A 16,924-nucleotide genomic window follows, 5' to 3' on the forward strand; every position below is an offset into this window, starting at 1 on the left:
CACAAGACTTCATGTCCAAACGAGCAATCCACAATGCACGCTTCTAGCGGAGCGCCTCGGGGATGAGCTCGCCGTGCGCGGCGGTCAGCTCGTCGCACAGCTCCCAGATGCGATCGAGGCTCAGCGTCGCGGCGGTGTTCGGGTCGACCATCGCGGCCTGCCGCACCATCCGCCGGTCGCCGGTCACCGCCGCCCGCACGGTCAGCTCGCCGACGTTGACGAACCCGCGGTTCAGCGCGGCGCACTGCGCCGGCAGCGCGCCGACGCGCTCCGGGCGTACGCCGAGCGCGTCGACCACGCACGGCACCTCGACGGCGTAGCCCTCGGGAAGATTGCTGATCAGCCCCCGGTTGGCCACGTTGCCGTGCACGCGGCGCAGGGTTCCGGTGGTGATGCTGTGGATGACCTGCGGCGCGTACTCGGTGGCGTCGCGGCTGACGTCGAGCGGCTCGCCGGCCAGCATCGCGCGGCGGGTCTCGTGGTACTCGTCCACGTTGTCCGCGCTGATCCGCAGGTAGTCGCCGACCGGGATGCGCAGCCGGGCGATCTCGGCGTCGTCGCGCAGGTACCAGGGCAGATACTCGCTCGAGTGCTCGCTGGTCTCGGTCGGGAAGTAGCCCAGCCGGCGGTACATGTCCATCCGGACCCGGCGGCGCAGCTCCGGCTCCCGCTCCAGCAGCTCGTCCAGCCGCGGATAGAGGCTCTCGCCGCGGTGCTCGAGGCGCAGCAGCCAAGCCTGGTGGTTGACCCCGGCCCCGGTGTAGTCCACCTCGGAGTGCGGCACGCCGAGCAGCTCGCTCAGGTCGCGCACGGTCCAGTAGACGGAGTGGCACAGGCCGACGGCCTTGAGCTCCGGCGCGATCGCCGCGAGGTAGGCGACGTTCATCGCCATCGGGTTGGTGTAGTTGAGCAGCCACGCCTGCGGGCACAGCTCGCGCATGTCGGCCGCGATGCCGGCCAGCACCGGGAACGTGCGCAGCGCGCGGAAGATGCCGCCGACGCCGAGGGTGTCCCCGATCGTCTGGCGCAGGCCGTACTTCGCGGGGATCTCGAAGTCCCGGACCGTCGCGGCGTGCATGCCGACCTGGATGGCGTTGATGACGAAGTCGGCGCCGTCGAGGACCACCCGCCGGTCCAGGCTGGTGGTGATCACCGGCCGGGCCCCGAGCTGCTGCGCGGTGCGCCGGGCGATCGCCTCGGCGGTCTCGAGCCGCTCGGGGTCGATGTCGTGCAGGGCGAGCGTCACGCCGCGCAGCTCGTCGAACGTCAGGAGGTCGGCGAGCAGCTCACGGGTGAAGACGACGCTGCCCGCGCCGAGAAAGGCGATCGTGGTCATGGCGGGATTGTTCGTCGACGTGTACGAATCGCGCAAGGAAATCTGGCGTTTCGCTTGGAAACGAACTATGGTGACTGCGCGTTTGCTCAAGTTGTCGCCGTCAACCGACGTTTCCGATGAGGACCGATGCCCCAGAGTTCCCTGCGCCGCGCCGACCGGGTGTCGGCCATCCTGGAGCGCGTGGCCAGTCACGGCTCGGTGGACGCCGGGCACCTCGCCGGCGAGTTCCGGGTCTCCTCCGCCACCATCCGCCGCGACCTGCAGGTCCTCGAGGACCAGAAGCTGCTGTCGCGCACGCACGGCGGCGCCGTCGCGGTCGACGTCGCGTACGAGTTGCCGGTGCGATACCGCGTCGGGCAGCACCGCGAGGAGAAGGCCCTGGTCGCGCAGAAGGTGGCCGCGCTGCTGCCGAAGGGCCCGCTGACCCTGGGCCTGACCGGCGGCACGACCACGCACCTGCTGGCCCGGCTGCTCGCGGAGCGCGTCGACCTGACGGTGGTGACCAACGCCCTCAACATCGCCGCCGAGCTGGCGCTGCGGCCCCGGCTCAAGCTGATCATGACCGGTGGGGTGTCCCGCACCCAGTCCTACGAGCTGGTCGGCCCGATCGCGGACCAGGCGCTCGCCGGGCTGAACATGTCGGTCGCGGTGGTCGGCGTGGACGGCATCAGCGCCCGCGGCGGCCTGACCACCCACGACGAGATCGAGGCGAACACCAACGCGACGATGATCCGCCGCGCGGACCGGGTGATCGTGGTGGCCGACGGCTCCAAGGTGGGGCGCGTCTGCCTGGCCAGCATCTGCGCGATCACCGACGTGGCGACCCTGGTGACGGACGCGAGCGCGGACCCGGCCGGGGTGGAGGCGATCCGCCGCTCCGGCACCGAGGTCATCGTGGCGTGACGGCCTCCTGCTCGCGCTCGACCTGCTGGTTCCACTCGCGCTTGGTGGACTGCCAGCCGTCCTCGTTCAGCCCGCGCCGCCAGTAGCCGGAGATCGACAGCTGGGACATCGGCAGGCCGAGCTCGACCCGCAGCAGGGCCCGCACGTCCTTCACGAAGGTCGCCTCGCCGTGCACGAACGCGTGCACCTCGCCGGCCGGGAAGTCCAGCGCGCGCACGGCCGGCACCAGCAGCTCACCGTGCGGCCGGGCGCCGCGGTGCAGCCAGGTGATCTCGGCGTCGGCGGCCGTCTCCAGCTTCTGCTCCTCCGCCGGGTCCTCGACCTCGATGAACGCCTTGACCAGCGCGCCGGCGGGCATGCGCTCGAGGGCGGCGGCGATCGCCGGCAGCGCGCTCTCGTCGCCGGCCAGCAGGTGCCAGCCGGCGTCCGGGTTCGGCGCGTAGCCGCCGCCCGGCCCCATGAAGCGGACCGGGTCGCCGGGCCGCGCGCCGGCGGCCCACGGCCCCGCGATGCCGGCGTCGCCGTGCACGACGAAGTCGATCCAGAGCTCCGGCACCTCGGGCAGCCAGCGGCGGACCGTGTACGTCCGCACGACCGGCTGCTGCTCGCGCGGCATCGTCTCGCGGATCACGGCCAGGTCGAACGGCTCCGGATAGCCGACGCCGGGCCGCGGAAAGTAGATCTTGACGTAGTGGTCGGTGAACTCCCCGCAGCTCACGTCGGCGAGACCGGCACCGCCGACCACGACCCGGACCATGTGCGGCGTGAGCTGCTCGACGCGGGTGACTTCCCCGATCCGGGCGGCCCGGACAGGCCTGTTCGTCATGAATCCACTTCCCTACTGGGTAGTCGTCCCGGTAAGGCTACCCTTATGAAACGGTCAGCAGGGCGAAGCACCCCCCGACCACCGGCCGGGCCTGGAAGCCCTGCTGACGATTGGTGACGACGTCATACCAATCCGTGAGCGGGACGCGCTGGGCGGTCGTGTCCGCGAAGGCGTAGAGGCCACCGATCAGCAGGTCGCGGACCTCCCGGTGATCTTTCAGCCAGGCGGCGGTCCACATCTCCCAGTCCGCCTTCGTGTACGTGTGCCGGATGTCGAGCGGCACCCCTTCCGTGGCGGCCCGCCGCAGATACCAGGCCGCCTCGGTGCGGGCCACCGACGCCGGCACCAGGCCGAGGCCGAGAAGCTCGTCGGCGTAGCCGTTGTACTTCAGGCTCCAGGTGCCGTCCAGGTCGTACGCGAGCTTGAGGTGTTCGCCGGACGGGTCGGTGGCCAGCGCCTGCCACCGCGCGATGTACTCGCGCGCGGTCGCCAGGTAGGTGGTGGTGCGGCCGGCGTACCCGGCGATCAGGCTCATCGCGCCGATGCCGACGATGCCCTTGAGCGCCAGGTTGACGCTGTGCGCGATGAAGCCGGTGAAGTCGTCGGTCTGGTTCTGCAGGTCCGGGTCCAGGGCGTTGGCGACCAGGTAGTCGGCCCACTGCGCAAGGATCGGGTAGTGCGCGCCGACGAACGCCGTGCGCTGCGCCGCGGGGATCCGCTCCAGGTACGCGGCGACCATGATCAGCATGTTGGCCGACTCCTCGACCGGCATGTCCTCCTCGCCGGTGCCGCCGAGGTGCCCGGTCGCGTTCGGATAGCTCGCGCCCAGGTCGTGCGGGGCGAACTCCTTCGGGTACGCGTGGTTCTCGACGTAGTCCAGCAGCGGCGCGAGCAGCAGCCCGAGGTACCCGGGGTCGGCGTAGAGGAAGACCGGCATGCTCGGGTACATCACGTCGACGGTCTGCATGTTGCCGTTGCTGGAGATCTCCTTGAGGAACGCCCACGGCTTGCCGCCGCGGCTGACCAGTTCCGTCGCCGCGTACGCCTGCCGGAAGGCCAGCGCGCACAGCGCCGCGTACTCGGCGCCGCCGGCCCGGGTCGCGTCCGCCTCGATCTTCGCGTCCAGCCGCGCGCCGCGCCGGTCCGCGGCGGCGAAGTCGGCGTGGAACGCGCCGACCATGGCCGGCCAGTCCGGCCAGTAGCTCTTCCACAGCGGCGGCAGGTGCTCGCCGAGGTAGCTGACCGCGGGCTCGCGGATCAGCCCGATGCTGATCACGAACGGCGCGGACCGGGCGGCGCCGACGGTGCCGAGGTCCTGGCCGAACGCGAAGACCGGGTACCGGTCGTCGATCGGGCGCGGCTTGTCGCCGTCGACGGTGTTCAGCAGCGTGCCGTGCGCCGCGCCTCGGGCCCGCACGTCGCCGTCGGGACCGATCTGCCAGGTCAACCCGGCGCGCTGCGGGCTGGACAGGACCACGGTCCCCCACTGCGCGGCGTCGGCGGTCTCGCCCAGCACCCGCGGCTCGCTCTGCGCGAAGCTGAGGCTGACCACGCCGGCCGCGGTGGACTGCTCCCAGGTGATCGGCCGCCGGGAATCGCCGGACGCCCACTCGCCGGAGACGTCGAAGTAGACCGCGACCCGGTGATCGGCGCCGTCGACGCTGCGCGCGGTCACCGAGACGTAGCTGAGCGGCTGCGACTGCCGCCGCAGGTCGCCGGGCGTCACCGGGGACAGGAACGTCACGGTCAGCTCGACGCCGGCCTGCCGCAGCACGAATTCGGACCTGGTAGCCGTCGCGGTCAGCCCGGTCTGCCGCATGGTCGCGAACGGGTGCGGGGTCGGCGAGCCCGGCGAGCCGAGGAACAGGTACGGCGTGCCGTCGATGGTGGCGAGGCCGGTCATCGCGGTGACCCGGCCGGTCCAGAAGGTGGGCCAGCTGCCGGGCAGGTTGTCGGCGGCGAGCCAGGTGCTCAGGTAGGGCGACCGGACCGCCAGGGGCACGGCCGGCGGCCGGAACGGCGCCCGCGCCCGGTCCCGCGCGTGGGCGGCCCCCGTCGGGCCCGCGGCCGGGAGCAGGGAACCGGCACCGGCCGCGGCGCCGAGCTGCAGCAGACGGCGCCGGCCCACGTGCTTGTCACCCATCATGCGAACCCCCAGGTTTCGGCACCTTTGCGAACATAAATCAACGAAATCAACCTAGACTCAACACCATCCGCTCGCCAGGGACGAGCGTCGATGTATGCCCAAACGGGCACATCGGGTATGACCCGAACGCGGCACCGGGAGTCGTGGCATGGTGTCCGGATAGGAGGGTTCAATGACCGTGGACCGCACGTTCGTCATCGCCGGCGCCGGACTCGCCGGTGCCAAGGCCGCCGAGACCCTGCGCGCCGAGGGCTTCACCGGTCGGATCGCGCTGATCGGCACCGAGGACGAGCCGCCGTACGAACGGCCGCCGCTGTCCAAGGGGCTGCTGCTCGGCACGGCCGAACGCGCCGACGCCTACGTGCACCACTCCGACTGGTATGCCGAGAACGAGGTGGAGCTGCGTACCGGCACCACCGTCGCCGCCATCGACGCCGACAAGCAGCGGGTGCGACTGACCGACGGCGGCGACCTCGGCTACGACAAGCTGCTGCTCACGACCGGCGCCTCGCCGCGGCCCCTCGCCGTGCCGGGCGTGGGGCTGGGCCAGGTGTTCTCCCTGCGTACGCTCGCGGACTCGGACCGGATCTCCGCCGCCGTGCGGGCGGGAACCCGGCTGGTGGTCGTGGGATCCGGCTGGATCGGCCTCGAGGTGGCCGCGGCCGCCCGCGGCCGCGGCGCCACGGTCACCGTGGTGACGCCCGACGCGCTGCCGCTGCGCAACGTCCTCGGCGACCGCATGGCGGAGGTGTTCGCCCGGCTGCACCGCGAGCAGGGCGTCGACTTCCGCTTCGGCACCCAGGTCCGGGAGCTGCGCGGCGACACCGACGTGTCCGAGGTCGTGCTGACCGACGGCACGGTCGTCCCCGCGGACGCCGTGCTGGTGGCGATCGGCGTCACGCCGAACACCGGCCTCGCCGACCAGGCCCGGCTGCCGGTCGACAACGGCGTGCTGGTCGACCGGCGGCTGTGCACCGCCGACCCGGACATCTTCGCCGCCGGGGACGTGGCCAACATCGACCATCCGCTGCTGGGCACCCGGATCCGGGTCGAGCACTGGGACACGGCGCTGAACACCGGCCCGGTCGCGGCCCGCGCGATGCTCGGCCAGGACGTGCGGTGGGACCACCTGCCGTACTTCTTCACCGACCAGTACGACCTGGGCATGGAGTACGCCGGCTGGGTGCCGCCCGGCGCCGCGGCCGAGGTGGTCGTGCGCGGCGACGAGCAGGGGCGCGAGTTCATCGCGTTCTGGACCGTCGGCGGCCGGGTCGCGGCCGGCATGAACGTCAACGTGTGGGATGTTGCCGGTCAGATCCAGGATCTGGTCCGGGCGGGCCTGCGGGGCGAGAGCGCCGACCCGGCCCGGCTGGCCGACCCGGACGTTCCACTGTCGGAGGTGTTGCAATGAGCGAGGCGTTGACCCGGCTGCTGCGCTGGGAGGAGTCCGGAGCGACCTGGCGGGTCCTCGTGCGCACCCCTGACGCGGTCGAGTTGTCCCTGCTCACCTGCGACGCGGGCGAGGAGGTCGACCGGCTGCTCACCGCCGACCCGGCCGTCCTCGAGCACATCGGCGACCGCAGCCGCTCCGAGCAGTAACGCGGCTACGGCGCGGGCGCCGACGCCGTGACCTCCACGATCAGGTGCTTGGTCAGGGGCTGGTCGCTCTGCGAGCTGTTGTCGCTCAGCGCGCACAGCACGTTCAGCTCCGGCATGTATCCGGTGACGCTGCCCCGCGGGGTGTCGTAGCCGATCACCCGGTAGCCCCAGACCGTCCGGGTGCCGCCGTCGCGGGCGTGACTGGTGATGTCGATCAGGTCGAACTCCCGCAGCCCGCGCTCCGCCATGTCCTCGGGGTTCATGAAGAGCAGCGTGCGCAGGTTCTTGACGCCGCGGTAGCGGTCGTTGTCGGAGTAGATGGTGGTGTTCCACTGGTCGTGGGAGCGGACCGTGGACAGCATCAGCCGTCCCTCCGGCGGCACCACGTCCGGCATCGGCGACGGGTGGAACTCCGCCTTGCCCGACGGCGTGAGCCAGACCCGTTCGCGGGCCGGCTGGGCCAGCCGGAAGCCGAGCGGCTCCCGGGCCCGGCGGTTGAAGTCCTCGAAGCCGGTCAGCGCCCGGGCCATCACGTCGCGGATCCGGTCGTAGTCCTCGGCGTACAGCTCCCAGGGCGTCGCCGACCCGGGCAGGGTAGCCCGGGCCATGCCGCACAGGATCGCGCACTCGGAGCGCAGCTGCGGCGAGGCGGGCTTGCGCTTGCCGTACGACAGGTGCACGTAGCTCATCGAGTCCTCGACCGTGATGCCCTGCTCGCCGGTCGCCCGCACGTCCTTCTCCGTGCGGCCCAGGCACGGCAGGATCAGCGCGCGCCGCCCGTGCACCAGGTGGCTGCGGTTGAGCTTGGTGCTCACCTGCACGGTCAGATCGGTGTTGCGCAGGGCCGCGAAGGTGGCCGCGGTGTCCGGCGCCGCCAGGGCGAAGTTGCCGCCGAGGCTGACGAAGACCTTCACCGCGCCGGTCGCCATCGCCTCGATCGTGGCGACCGTGCCGAGCCCGTGCTCGCGCGGCGACCGGATGCCGGTGGCCGCGTCGTGCTTGGCCAGCCACTCCTCGGTCGGGTGGTGGTTGACGCCGCAGGTCCGGTTGCCCTGCACGTTGCTGTGCCCGCGGATCGGCGACGGCCCGGCGCCGGGGCGCCCGATGTTGCCGCGCAGCAGGAGCAGGTTGATGATCTCGCGCATCGTGTCGACGCTGTGCTCCTGCTGGGTCAGGCCCAGGCACCAGGCGATGATCGTGCGCTGCGACGCGATGTAGCGGCCGGCCAGGTCCCGGATGATCTCCTCGGCGACCCCGGACTGGTGCACGATCTCGTCCCACCCGGTGCCGTCGACCACCTTGCGGTAGGCGTCGTAGGCGTCGGTGTGCGCCTCGATGAACTCCTGGTCGACGGCGTCCTGCTCCAGCACCACCTTGGCCAGCCCGCGCAGCAGGGCCAGGTCACCGCCGATACGCGGCCGGACGTTCATGGTGCCGGTCCTGGTGGCCCGGAAGGTGCCCATCGAGACGAAGTCGTGCGGCACGATGGTGCGCTTGCTCGCCGCCTCGATCAGCGGGTTGACGTGCACGATCTCGGCGCCGCGCCGGGACGCCTCGGCCAGCGAGGTGAGCATCCGGGGCGCGTTCGAGGCGGCGTTGACCGCCATCAGGATCAGCAGGTCCGCCGACTCCCAGTCGTCGAGGTCGCAGGTGCCCTTGCCGGTGCCGATCGCCGCAGTCAGCGCCCGGCCGCTCGCCTCGTGGCACATGTTGGAGCAGTCCGGCATGTTGTTGGTGCCGAACTCGCGAACCCACAACTGATAGAGGAACGTGGCCTCGTTGCTGAGCCGCCCGGAGGTGTAGAAGGCCGCCTCGTGCGGGCCGGCCAGGCCGCGCAGCGCGTCGCCGACCAGGGCGTAGGCATCGTCCCAGGAGATCGGCACGTACCGGTCGGTCTCCGGGTCGTAGCTCAGCGGCTCGGTGATCCGGCCCTGGTTCTCCAGGTCGAAGTCGTTCCACGCGTTGAGCTCGGTGACGGTGTGCTCGGCGAAGAACTCGCCGCTGACCTTCTTGTGGGTCATCTCCCACGTCACGTGCTTGATGCCGTTCTCGCAGACGTCCAGGTGCAGGCCGTTGCGGTCGTCCGGCCAGGCGCAGCCGGGGCAGTCGAAACCGTCCTTCTTGCCGCTGAGCTTCAGCTGGTTCATCTTGAGGATCGCGTGCGGGGCGGCGAGGGGCTCGCGGGCGGCGGCGATGATACGGCCGACGCTGCGGGTGGCACCCCAGCCGGCCGACGGGTGGTCGTCGTCGCGCCGGGAGAAGGCCCCGCCGCGGTTGGGGCCGCGCCCGGTCGCCGGCGTCCCCGGCGAACCCTGACCCTGCCGGTCTCCGTCGATCTCAGTCATGTCTTTCTCCCTCACCCGCTACCCGCCTGTCACCACGCTTGCACGCCGGTCGGCAGATCACCAACCTCAGGATGTTGGCGACGGAAACAGTGGTCATTGGCTCTTGTCTGCTGCGGATTCGGTGGAAAGATGTCTCCGCGAGGCGTGATATCTCTGCGGGAGGCCGGATGACCACCAAGCGGGTGCTGACCAACTTCATCGGCGGGACCGCCGCCCCACCGGTCGAGGGCCGATACGAGGATCTCATCGACCCGTCGACCGGCGAGGTGTTCGCCTCGGCGCCGGTCTCCGGGCCGGCCGACGTCGACCGGGCGATGGAGGCGGCCGCGTCCGCGTTCGGCAAGTGGCGGGACACGACCCCCGCCGAGCGCCAGCGCGCCCTGCTGCGCTTCGCCGACGCCGTCGAGGCCCGCGCCGACGACCTCGTCGCCGCCGAGTCGCAGAACACCGGCAAGCCGCTCGGGCTCACCGCGAGCGAGGAGCTTCCGCCGGCGATCGACCAGATCCGGTTCTTCGCGGGCGCGGCGCGGCTGCTCGAGGGCCGCTCCGCCGGCGAATATCTGACCGGCTACACCAGCTACGTGCGGCGCGAGCCGGTCGGCGTGTGCGCGCAGGTCACGCCCTGGAACTATCCGCTGATGATGGCGGTGTGGAAGCTGGCACCCGCGCTGGCGGCCGGCAACTCGGTGGTGCTCAAGCCCTCCGACACCACGCCGGTCACCACGATCATGCTGGCCGAGATCGCCGCCGAGTTCCTGCCGCCCGGCGTACTCAACGTCGTGGCCGGCGACCGCGACACCGGCCGGGCGCTGGTGTCGCACCGGACCCCGGCGATGGTGTCCATCACGGGCTCGGTGCGTGCCGGCATGGAGGTCGCCTCCACGGCCGCCGCCGACCTCAAGCGCACCCACCTCGAGCTGGGCGGCAAGGCCCCGGTGGTGATCTTCGACGACGCCGACGTCGAGGCGGCGGCCGCCGCGATCGCCGAGGCCGGCTACTTCAACGCCGGGCAGGACTGCACCGCCGCCACCCGGGTACTGGCCGCGCCGGGCGTCTACACCGACTTCGTCGCGGCGCTGGCCGAGCAGGCCCGCGGCACCCGGACGGGCCCGCCGAGCGACGAGGACGTGCTCTACGGCCCGCTGAACAACGCCCGGCAACTGGAACGCGTCGGCGGCTTCATCGACCGGCTGCCCGACCACGCCGGCCTCGAGGCGGGCGGCGCCCGGGTCGGCGAGCGGGGCTACTTCTACTCGCCCACCGTCGTGTCCGGGCTGCGGCAGAGCGACGAGATCGTCCAGGACGAGGTGTTCGGCCCGGTCATCACCGTCCAGCGGTTCACCGACGAGGACGAGGCGGTGCGCTGGGCCAACGGCGTCGAATACGGCCTGGCCTCCTCGGTCTGGACCGCCGACCACGGCCGTGCGATGCGGATGACCCGGCGGCTCGACTTCGGCTGCGTCTGGGTCAACTGCCACATCCCCCTGGTGGCGGAGATGCCGCACGGCGGGTTCAAGCACTCCGGGCACGGCAAGGACCTCTCCGTGTACGGCCTGGAGGACTACACCCGCATCAAGCACGTCATGCACAGTCTCGGCGGCTGACGATGACCTCCGAGGAGCTGCACAAGCGCCGCGGTGCCGCCGTCGCCCGCGGGGTCACCTCGATGATCCCGTCCTACGTGGACCGCGCGGCGGGCGGCAGCCTGCACGACGTCGACGGCCGGGAGTGGATCGACTTCGGCTCCGGCATCGCGGTGACCAGCGTCGGCAACTCGGCGCCGCGGGTGGTGGCCGCCGTCCGCGAGCAGGTCGAGCGGTTCACCCACACCTGCTTCATGGTCGCGCCCTACGAGTCCTACATCGCCGTCTGCGAGCAGCTCGCCGCGCTGACCCCGGGCACCTTCGACAAGCGGGCGGCGCTGTTCAACTCCGGCGCCGAGGCGGTGGAGAACGCGGTCAAGATCGCCCGGCACGCGACCGGGCGGCAGGCCGTGGTGGTGTTCGACCACGCGTACCACGGGCGGACCAACCTGACGATGGCGCTGACCGCCAAGTCGATGCCCTACAAGCACCGGTTCGGCCCGTTCGCACCGGAGGTCTACCGGGCGCCGATGTCATACCCGCTGCGCGACGGCGGCCTGTCCGGCGCGCAGGCGGCGGCGCGGGCGATCGACGTGATCGAGAAGCAGGTCGGCGCCGCCAACGTGGCGGCGGTGCTGATCGAGCCGATACAGGGCGAGGGCGGCTTCGTGGTGCCGGCGCCCGGCTTCCTGCCGGCCCTCGCCGCCTGGGCGCGCGAGGCCGGCGCGGTGTTCGTCGCCGACGAGATCCAGACCGGCTTCTGCCGCACCGGCTCGTGGTTCGCCTGCGAGGACGAGGGCGTCGAGCCCGACCTGGTGACGACGGCCAAGGGCATGGCCGGCGGGCTGCCGCTGGCCGGGGTGGTCGGCCGCGCCGAGCTGATGGACGCGGTGCATCCCGGCGGGCTGGGCGGCACCTACGGCGGCAACCCGATCGCCTGCGCGGCGGCGCTCGCCGCCATCGAGACGATGCGCGAGCTCGACCTGAACGCGGCGGCGCGGCGGATCGAGGCGTGGTTCCGGCCCCGGCTCACCGCGCTCGCGGCCGGCGATCCCGGCATCGGCGAGGTGCGCGGCCGGGGCGCGATGCTGGCGATCGAGCTGGTCAAGCCCGGCTCGGTCGACCCGGACCCGCTGCGCACCGCGGCGGTCGCCCGGGCCTGCCACGGCGCGGGGCTGCTGGTGCTCACCTGCGGCACCTACGCCAACGTGCTGCGCTTCCTGCCCCCGCTGGTCATCTCCGCCGACGAGGTGACCCGGGGCCTCGACATCCTCGCCCGGTCACTGCTCGCGCATCAGCCAGGGTGAGCCGTATTCCACCAGCTTGTCGAGGAAGGGCACGGCGTCGAAGGCCTCCGGGCCCAGGACGCCGGCGCCCCGCCACGATCCGGTGGCGAGCAGTTCGAGCGCGATGACCGGGTTGACGGCCGTCTGCCACACGACGGCCTGCGACCCGTACTCCCGCATGGACCATTCGTTGTCGACGACGTGGTAGAGGTACACGGTCAGCGGATCGCCGTCGCGGTCCGCGCCGGTGACCAGCGTGCCCGCGCAGGTGCTGCCGGTCATCCGGTGCCCGAGCCCCGCCGGGTCGGGCAGGCAGGCCGCCACCACGTCGCGCGGCGACACCGAGACCCCGCCGACGCTGACCGGCGCCGTGCGGTCCAGCCCCAGCTTGTGCAGGGTCTTCAGGACGTCGATGAACTCCTTGCCCAGCCCGTACTTGAAGGTGACCCGCCGCGCGTCGACCCAGCGCGGGATGAGCAGCACCTCCTCGTGCTCGACGTGCACGCACTCGACCTCGCCGATGCCGCCGGGGAAGTCGAAGATCTCCGGCTCGCTCAGCGGCTCGGTGGTGAACCAGCCGCGGCCCGCCTCCCAGATCACCGGCGGGTTGAGGCACTCCTCGATCGTGGTCCACACCGAGAACGAGGGCGCGAAGTCGTAGCCCTCGACGACCAGGTTGCCGCCGTCGCGGATGCCGATCTCGTCGATGCGGGAGAAGAGGTGATCGGCGGCGTAGCGGGCGAAGACGTCGGACAGGCCCGGCTCCACCCCCATGCCGACCAGCGCGAGCCGGCCCGCGTCCAGCCACCGCCCGGCCGCGGCGAACTGCTCGTCGCCCAGCTTGACCCCGGTCAGCAGGTACGGCTGCTCGGCGTGCGGGTGGGACAGCGACATGGCCATGTCGAGGTAGTCGGCGCCGGCCGCGTACGCGCCGTCGAAGATCGGCATGACGAAGCGCGGGTCGACGGCGTTCAGCACGTGGGTGATGCCGTGCTCGCGGCAGAGGGCCGCCACCGCCGTCGCGGACGACGCGTCGAGCCGGGCGGCGGCGAAGCCCCGCGATTCCAGGCCGGCGACGGCCGCCTGCGCGCGGGCGAGGTCGCGGTCGGCGACGACGAAGCGCTCGTAGAAGTCGCGGCGGGCGGCGATGCCGGCGGCGGCGGCGCCCACGCCACCGGCACCTACGAGCAGTACACGCATGGCAACGCCCTTCCGCGTAACAAGCACCGAAAACGTGTTACGAGCACGGTAGCGCAACGGAAACGCTTGTCAATCGACCAAAAATCTGCGATAAACGAAGGTTCAAGGCCTCGTATCGCCAACCCCGGGAGACCGCGCCCCGCCGAGGAGGTCAACGCGACGGAATCACTGGATCAATCGGAACTCGCCAACGGATTCCGTTGCCAATCACCCGATCCCGGGCCAGAATCGCTGCGTGACGGACCTGGCCCTGGACGATGTCAACAAACAGATCATCGAGCACCTGCAGCGCGACGGACGGATGTCCTACGCCGGGCTCGCCAAGATCATCGGGTTGTCGGAGGCCGCCGTCCGGCAGCGCGTCCAACGCCTGCTGGACGGAGGCATGATGCAGATCGTCGCGGTCACCGACCCGCTGATGCTGGGCTTCGCCCGGCAGGCGATGGTCGGCGTCAAGGTGACAGGCGACCTGCGCCCGGTGGCCGACGCGCTCGCCCAGATACCGGAGGTCGACTACGTCGTCTACTGCGCCGGCGGCTACGACCTGCTCGTCGAGCTCGTCTGCACCGACGACGAGCACCTGCTGGCGCTGCTCAACGACTCCATCCGTTCGGTGCCGGGCGTCACCGGCACGGAGACCTTCATGTACCTCAAGCTCGCCAAGCAGACCTACGCGTGGGGGACCCGATGAACGAAGACCCGCGAGACGGCGACCTGGCCGCCTCCGCCCGCGACCACCTCTGGATGCACTTCACCCGCATGTCGTCCTACACCGGCGCCGGCGCGGCCGAGGTGCCGGTCATCGTGCGCGGCTCCGGCCCGTACGTGTGGGACCAGCAGGGCAGGCGCTACCTGGACGGGCTCTCCGGGCTGTTCGTGGTGCAGGCCGGGCACGGCCGCACCGAGCTTGCCGAGGCGGCGTCCAAGCAGGCCTCGGAGCTCGCGTACTTTCCGCTCTGGTCCTACGCGCACCCCACCGCGATCGAGCTCGCCGAGCGGCTCGCCGGGCTGACCCCCGGCGACCTGAACCGGGTCTTCTTCACCACCGGCGGTTCCGAGGCGGTGGAGAGCGCGTGGAAGCTGGCCCGCAGCTACTTCAAGCTGACCGGCAAGCCGATGAAGACCAAGGCGATCTCGCGGGCCATCGCCTACCACGGCACGACGATGGGCGCGCTGTCGCTCACCGGCCTGCCGCTGATCAAGCAGGAGTTCGAGCCGCTCGTGCCGGGCGCGCTGAAGGTGCCGAACACCAACTACTACCGGCGCCCCGACGAGTCGATGACCGAGGAGCAGTTCGGCATCTGGGCCGCGGACCGCATCGCCGAGGCCATCGAGTTCGAGGGGCCGGACACGGTCGCCTGCGTGTTCTTGGAGCCGGTGCAGAACGCCGGCGGCTGCTTCCCGCCGCCGCCCGGCTACTTCCAGCGGGTCCGCGAGATCTGCGACCGCTACGACGTGCTGCTCGTCTCCGACGAGGTGATCTGCGCGTTCGGCCGGCTCGGCGAGTACTTCGGCTCCACGGCCTACGGCTACACCCCCGACATCATCACCTGCGCCAAGGGCCTGACCTCCGGGTACGTGCCGCTGGGCGCGATGATCGCCTCCGATCGCCTGGTCGAGCCGTTCCTGAGCGGGTCGAACGCGTTCTCGCACGGCGTCACCTTCGGCGGGCACCCGGTGGCGTCCGCGGTCGCCCTCGCCAACCTCGACATCTTCGAGCGCGAGGACCTCAACGGCCACGTCCGGGCGAACTCGGCGCTGTTCCGCTCCTACCTGGAACGCCTGACCGACCTGCCGATCGTCGGCGACGTCCGCGGCGACGGCTACTTCTTCGGCATCGAGCTGGTCAAGGACAAGGCCACCAAGGCGACGTTCGACGCCGGCGAGTCCGAGCGGCTGCTGCGCGGCTTCCTGTCCCGCGCGCTGTTCGAAAGCGGGCTGTACTGCCGCGCCGACGACCGCGGCGACCCGGTCATCCAGCTCGCTCCCCCGCTGATCTGCCAGGAGGAGCACTTCGTCGAGATCGAGCAGGCGCTGCGGTCGGTGCTCACCGAGGCCTGGACCCGGCTCTGAGCGACCCGGATTCGTACTGGCTGGCCGCCGCGCGCGAGCCCGCGGCCCGGCGCCCGCCGCTGCCCGGCGACCGCGACGTGGACGTCGCGATCGTCGGCGGCGGGTACACGGGGCTGTGGACCGCGTACTACCTGGCCCGGGCGGATCCCGGCCTGCGGATAGCGGTGCTGGAGGCCGAGTACGCGGGCTTCGGCGCGTCCGGCCGCAACGGCGGCTGGTGCTCCGGGCTGTTCCCGGTGCCGGTGGGCACGCTGGCCCGCTGGTACGGCCGCGACGCCGCGGTGTCCATGCACCGCGCGCTCGCGGCGACTGTCGACGAGGTGGGCCGGGCCGCCGCGGCGGAGGGCATCGACTGCTCCTACGCCAAGGGCGGGACGGTCACGCTCGCCCGCTCTGCCGTCCAGCTGCGCCGCGCCGAGGCCGAGGCGCGGGAGGCCGACGAGTACGGCCTGGACGTGCGGCTGCTGGACGCCGCCGCGGCGAGGCGGGTCTGCGGCGCGTCCGGCGTCGTCGGCGCCACCTTCAGCCCGGACTGCGCCTCGCTGCAGCCGGCGGCCCTGGTCCGCGGCCTGGCCACGGCGGTCGAGCGCCGCGGCGTCGCGATCCACGAGGGCACCCGGGCGCTGCGGCTGTCGCGCGGCTCGGTGCTCACCGACCGCGGCACGGTACGCGCGGACGTCGTGGTCCGGGCCCTGGAGGGCTACACCGCGGGGCTCGCCGGGCACCGCCGGGCCCTGGCGCCGGTGTACTCGCTGATGATCGCCACCGAGCCGCTGCCGCCGTCGGTGTGGGAGCGGATCGGCCTGGCCCGGCGTGAGACGTTCAGCGACCACCGCCACCTGATCGTCTACGGTCAGCGCACCGCGGACGACCGGCTCGCGTTCGGCGGGCGCGGCGCGCCGTACCACTTCGGGTCGCGGGTACGCCCGCGGTACGACCGGGAGCCGGCGGTCTTCGACGCGCTGCGCCGGTCGCTGACCGAGCTGTTCGGCATCGACGTGCCGGTCGCGTACCGGTGGGGCGGGCCGCTCGGCGTGCCCCGGGACTGGATGCCCTCGGCCGGGCTGCGCGACGGCCTCGCCTGGGCGGGCGGCTACGTCGGCGACGGGGTCGCCGCGGCCAACCTCGCCGGCCGGACGCTCGCCGACCTGATCACCGGGGCCGGCGGGGACCTGACCCGGCTGCCCTGGGTCGGGCACCGGTCCCGGCGCTGGGAGCCGGAGCCGCTGCGCTGGCTCGGCATCAACTCCGTGCGGCACGCGACCGCCCTGCGGGACGGCTGGGAGCGCGCCCGCAGGTTTCCGGCGGATAAAGGTGCAGACCGCGGACTACCGGCCGATGGAAGGAGCCGAGAGTAGATCATCTGGACGGGAGCACAGCATGGCGGTAGAAGGCATCGACCCGGCGAATCCGACCGGTTCCGCCGCGCGTATCGAGTTCCAGCGGCACCAGGAGGCGCTGGCCTCCGCCCTCGCCGAGAAGGCGGCCCAGAAGGTCGCCGCCACGGACAAGGAAGCGATCACCAAGTCCGACACCGAGGCGCTGAAGGACCGGCAGGAGTCCACCGGCACGCTGGATCTGTACGTCTGATCCACCGGTACCCCGCGCGCAGGGCGGCGAGCATGCT

The 16,924-nt window shown here is 71.9% G+C and carries 14 protein-coding genes; 9 read left to right on the forward strand and 5 right to left on the reverse strand.

Annotation, left to right across the window (positions count from 1 at the left end):
• Positions 1-43 precede the first annotated feature (43 nt).
• Positions 44-1,336 carry an alpha-glucosidase/alpha-galactosidase gene (locus tag AB0F10_RS17815; RefSeq protein WP_360625510.1) on the reverse strand — a complete coding sequence of 431 codons (1,293 nt, stop codon included), beginning with the start codon at positions 1,334-1,336 and terminating at the stop codon, positions 44-46.
• Between the two features lie 126 nt (positions 1,337-1,462).
• Between AB0F10_RS17815 and AB0F10_RS17820 the strand changes: the two genes are divergently transcribed.
• Positions 1,463-2,239 (forward strand): DeoR/GlpR family DNA-binding transcription regulator, encoded by a 777-nt coding sequence (locus AB0F10_RS17820; RefSeq protein ID WP_360625513.1) that lies wholly within the window; start codon positions 1,463-1,465, stop codon positions 2,237-2,239.
• On the opposite strand, the gene AB0F10_RS17825 is transcribed toward AB0F10_RS17820, so the two are convergent.
• Positions 2,226-3,065 (reverse strand): siderophore-interacting protein, encoded by an 840-nt coding sequence (locus AB0F10_RS17825; RefSeq protein ID WP_360625516.1) that lies wholly within the window; start codon positions 3,063-3,065, stop codon positions 2,226-2,228. The two genes, AB0F10_RS17820 and AB0F10_RS17825, sit on opposite strands and share 14 nt — an antisense overlap.
• Before the next feature lie 43 nt (positions 3,066-3,108).
• On the reverse strand, positions 3,109-5,208 hold the full coding sequence (locus tag AB0F10_RS17830; protein ID WP_360625519.1) for a glutaminase domain-containing protein: 2,100 nt from the start codon (positions 5,206-5,208) through the stop codon (positions 3,109-3,111).
• A gap of 175 nt (positions 5,209-5,383) precedes the next feature.
• Between AB0F10_RS17830 and AB0F10_RS17835 the strand changes: the two genes are divergently transcribed.
• Both AB0F10_RS17835 and AB0F10_RS17840 read left to right on the forward strand, forming a co-directional pair.
• The gene (locus AB0F10_RS17835) at positions 5,384-6,622 is read left to right on the forward strand and encodes an FAD-dependent oxidoreductase (protein WP_360625522.1); all 1,239 of its coding nucleotides are present in this window, start codon (positions 5,384-5,386) and stop codon (positions 6,620-6,622) included.
• Positions 6,619-6,810 (forward strand): hypothetical protein, encoded by a 192-nt coding sequence (locus AB0F10_RS17840; protein ID WP_360625525.1) that lies wholly within the window; start codon positions 6,619-6,621, stop codon positions 6,808-6,810. Before AB0F10_RS17835 ends, AB0F10_RS17840 begins: the two co-directional genes overlap by 4 nt.
• A 5-nt stretch (positions 6,811-6,815) precedes the next feature.
• On the opposite strand, the gene AB0F10_RS17845 is transcribed toward AB0F10_RS17840, so the two are convergent.
• Positions 6,816-9,155: an FdhF/YdeP family oxidoreductase gene (locus AB0F10_RS17845; protein ID WP_360625528.1), complete on the reverse strand. Its 2,340-nt coding sequence runs from the start codon at positions 9,153-9,155 to the stop codon at positions 6,816-6,818.
• A 167-nt stretch (positions 9,156-9,322) separates the two neighbouring features.
• Between AB0F10_RS17845 and AB0F10_RS17850 the strand changes: the two genes are divergently transcribed.
• Together AB0F10_RS17850 and gabT are read left to right on the forward strand one after the other, a co-directional pair.
• Positions 9,323-10,759 (forward strand): gamma-aminobutyraldehyde dehydrogenase, encoded by a 1,437-nt coding sequence (locus AB0F10_RS17850; protein WP_360625531.1) that lies wholly within the window; start codon positions 9,323-9,325, stop codon positions 10,757-10,759.
• Positions 10,760-10,761: 2 nt separating this feature from the next.
• Positions 10,762-12,045: a 4-aminobutyrate--2-oxoglutarate transaminase gene (gene gabT / locus AB0F10_RS17855; RefSeq protein WP_360625534.1), complete on the forward strand. Its 1,284-nt coding sequence runs from the start codon at positions 10,762-10,764 to the stop codon at positions 12,043-12,045.
• Here gabT and AB0F10_RS17860 read toward each other — a convergent pair.
• Positions 12,019-13,224, reverse strand: coding sequence for a saccharopine dehydrogenase C-terminal domain-containing protein (locus AB0F10_RS17860; RefSeq protein WP_360625539.1), 1,206 nt, complete (start codon positions 13,222-13,224; stop codon positions 12,019-12,021). The genes gabT and AB0F10_RS17860 overlap by 27 nt on opposite strands.
• 235 nt (positions 13,225-13,459) lie before the next feature.
• On the opposite strand from AB0F10_RS17860, the gene AB0F10_RS17865 reads away from it, so the two are divergent.
• From AB0F10_RS17865 to AB0F10_RS17880, 4 genes are read left to right on the forward strand one after another with little or no spacing between them, the layout of a single operon-like run.
• Positions 13,460-13,915: an Lrp/AsnC family transcriptional regulator gene (locus tag AB0F10_RS17865; protein WP_360625542.1), complete on the forward strand. Its 456-nt coding sequence runs from the start codon at positions 13,460-13,462 to the stop codon at positions 13,913-13,915.
• Positions 13,912-15,297, forward strand: a complete 1,386-nt coding sequence (locus AB0F10_RS17870; RefSeq protein WP_360625545.1) for an aspartate aminotransferase family protein — start codon at positions 13,912-13,914, stop codon at positions 15,295-15,297. Before AB0F10_RS17865 ends, AB0F10_RS17870 begins: the two co-directional genes overlap by 4 nt.
• The gene (locus AB0F10_RS17875) at positions 15,294-16,655 is read left to right on the forward strand and encodes an FAD-dependent oxidoreductase (RefSeq protein WP_360625556.1); all 1,362 of its coding nucleotides are present in this window, start codon (positions 15,294-15,296) and stop codon (positions 16,653-16,655) included. The genes AB0F10_RS17870 and AB0F10_RS17875 overlap by 4 nt, the downstream gene beginning before the upstream one ends.
• Positions 16,656-16,677: 22 nt before the next feature.
• Complete coding sequence (locus tag AB0F10_RS17880; RefSeq protein ID WP_360625548.1) at positions 16,678-16,887, forward strand: hypothetical protein; 210 nt, start codon at positions 16,678-16,680, stop codon at positions 16,885-16,887.
• Positions 16,888-16,924 lie beyond the last annotated feature (37 nt).

Origin of the sequence: Actinoplanes sp. NPDC026623, assembly GCF_040638275.1 — a bacterium.
GTDB lineage: Bacteria > Actinomycetota > Actinomycetes > Mycobacteriales > Micromonosporaceae > Actinoplanes.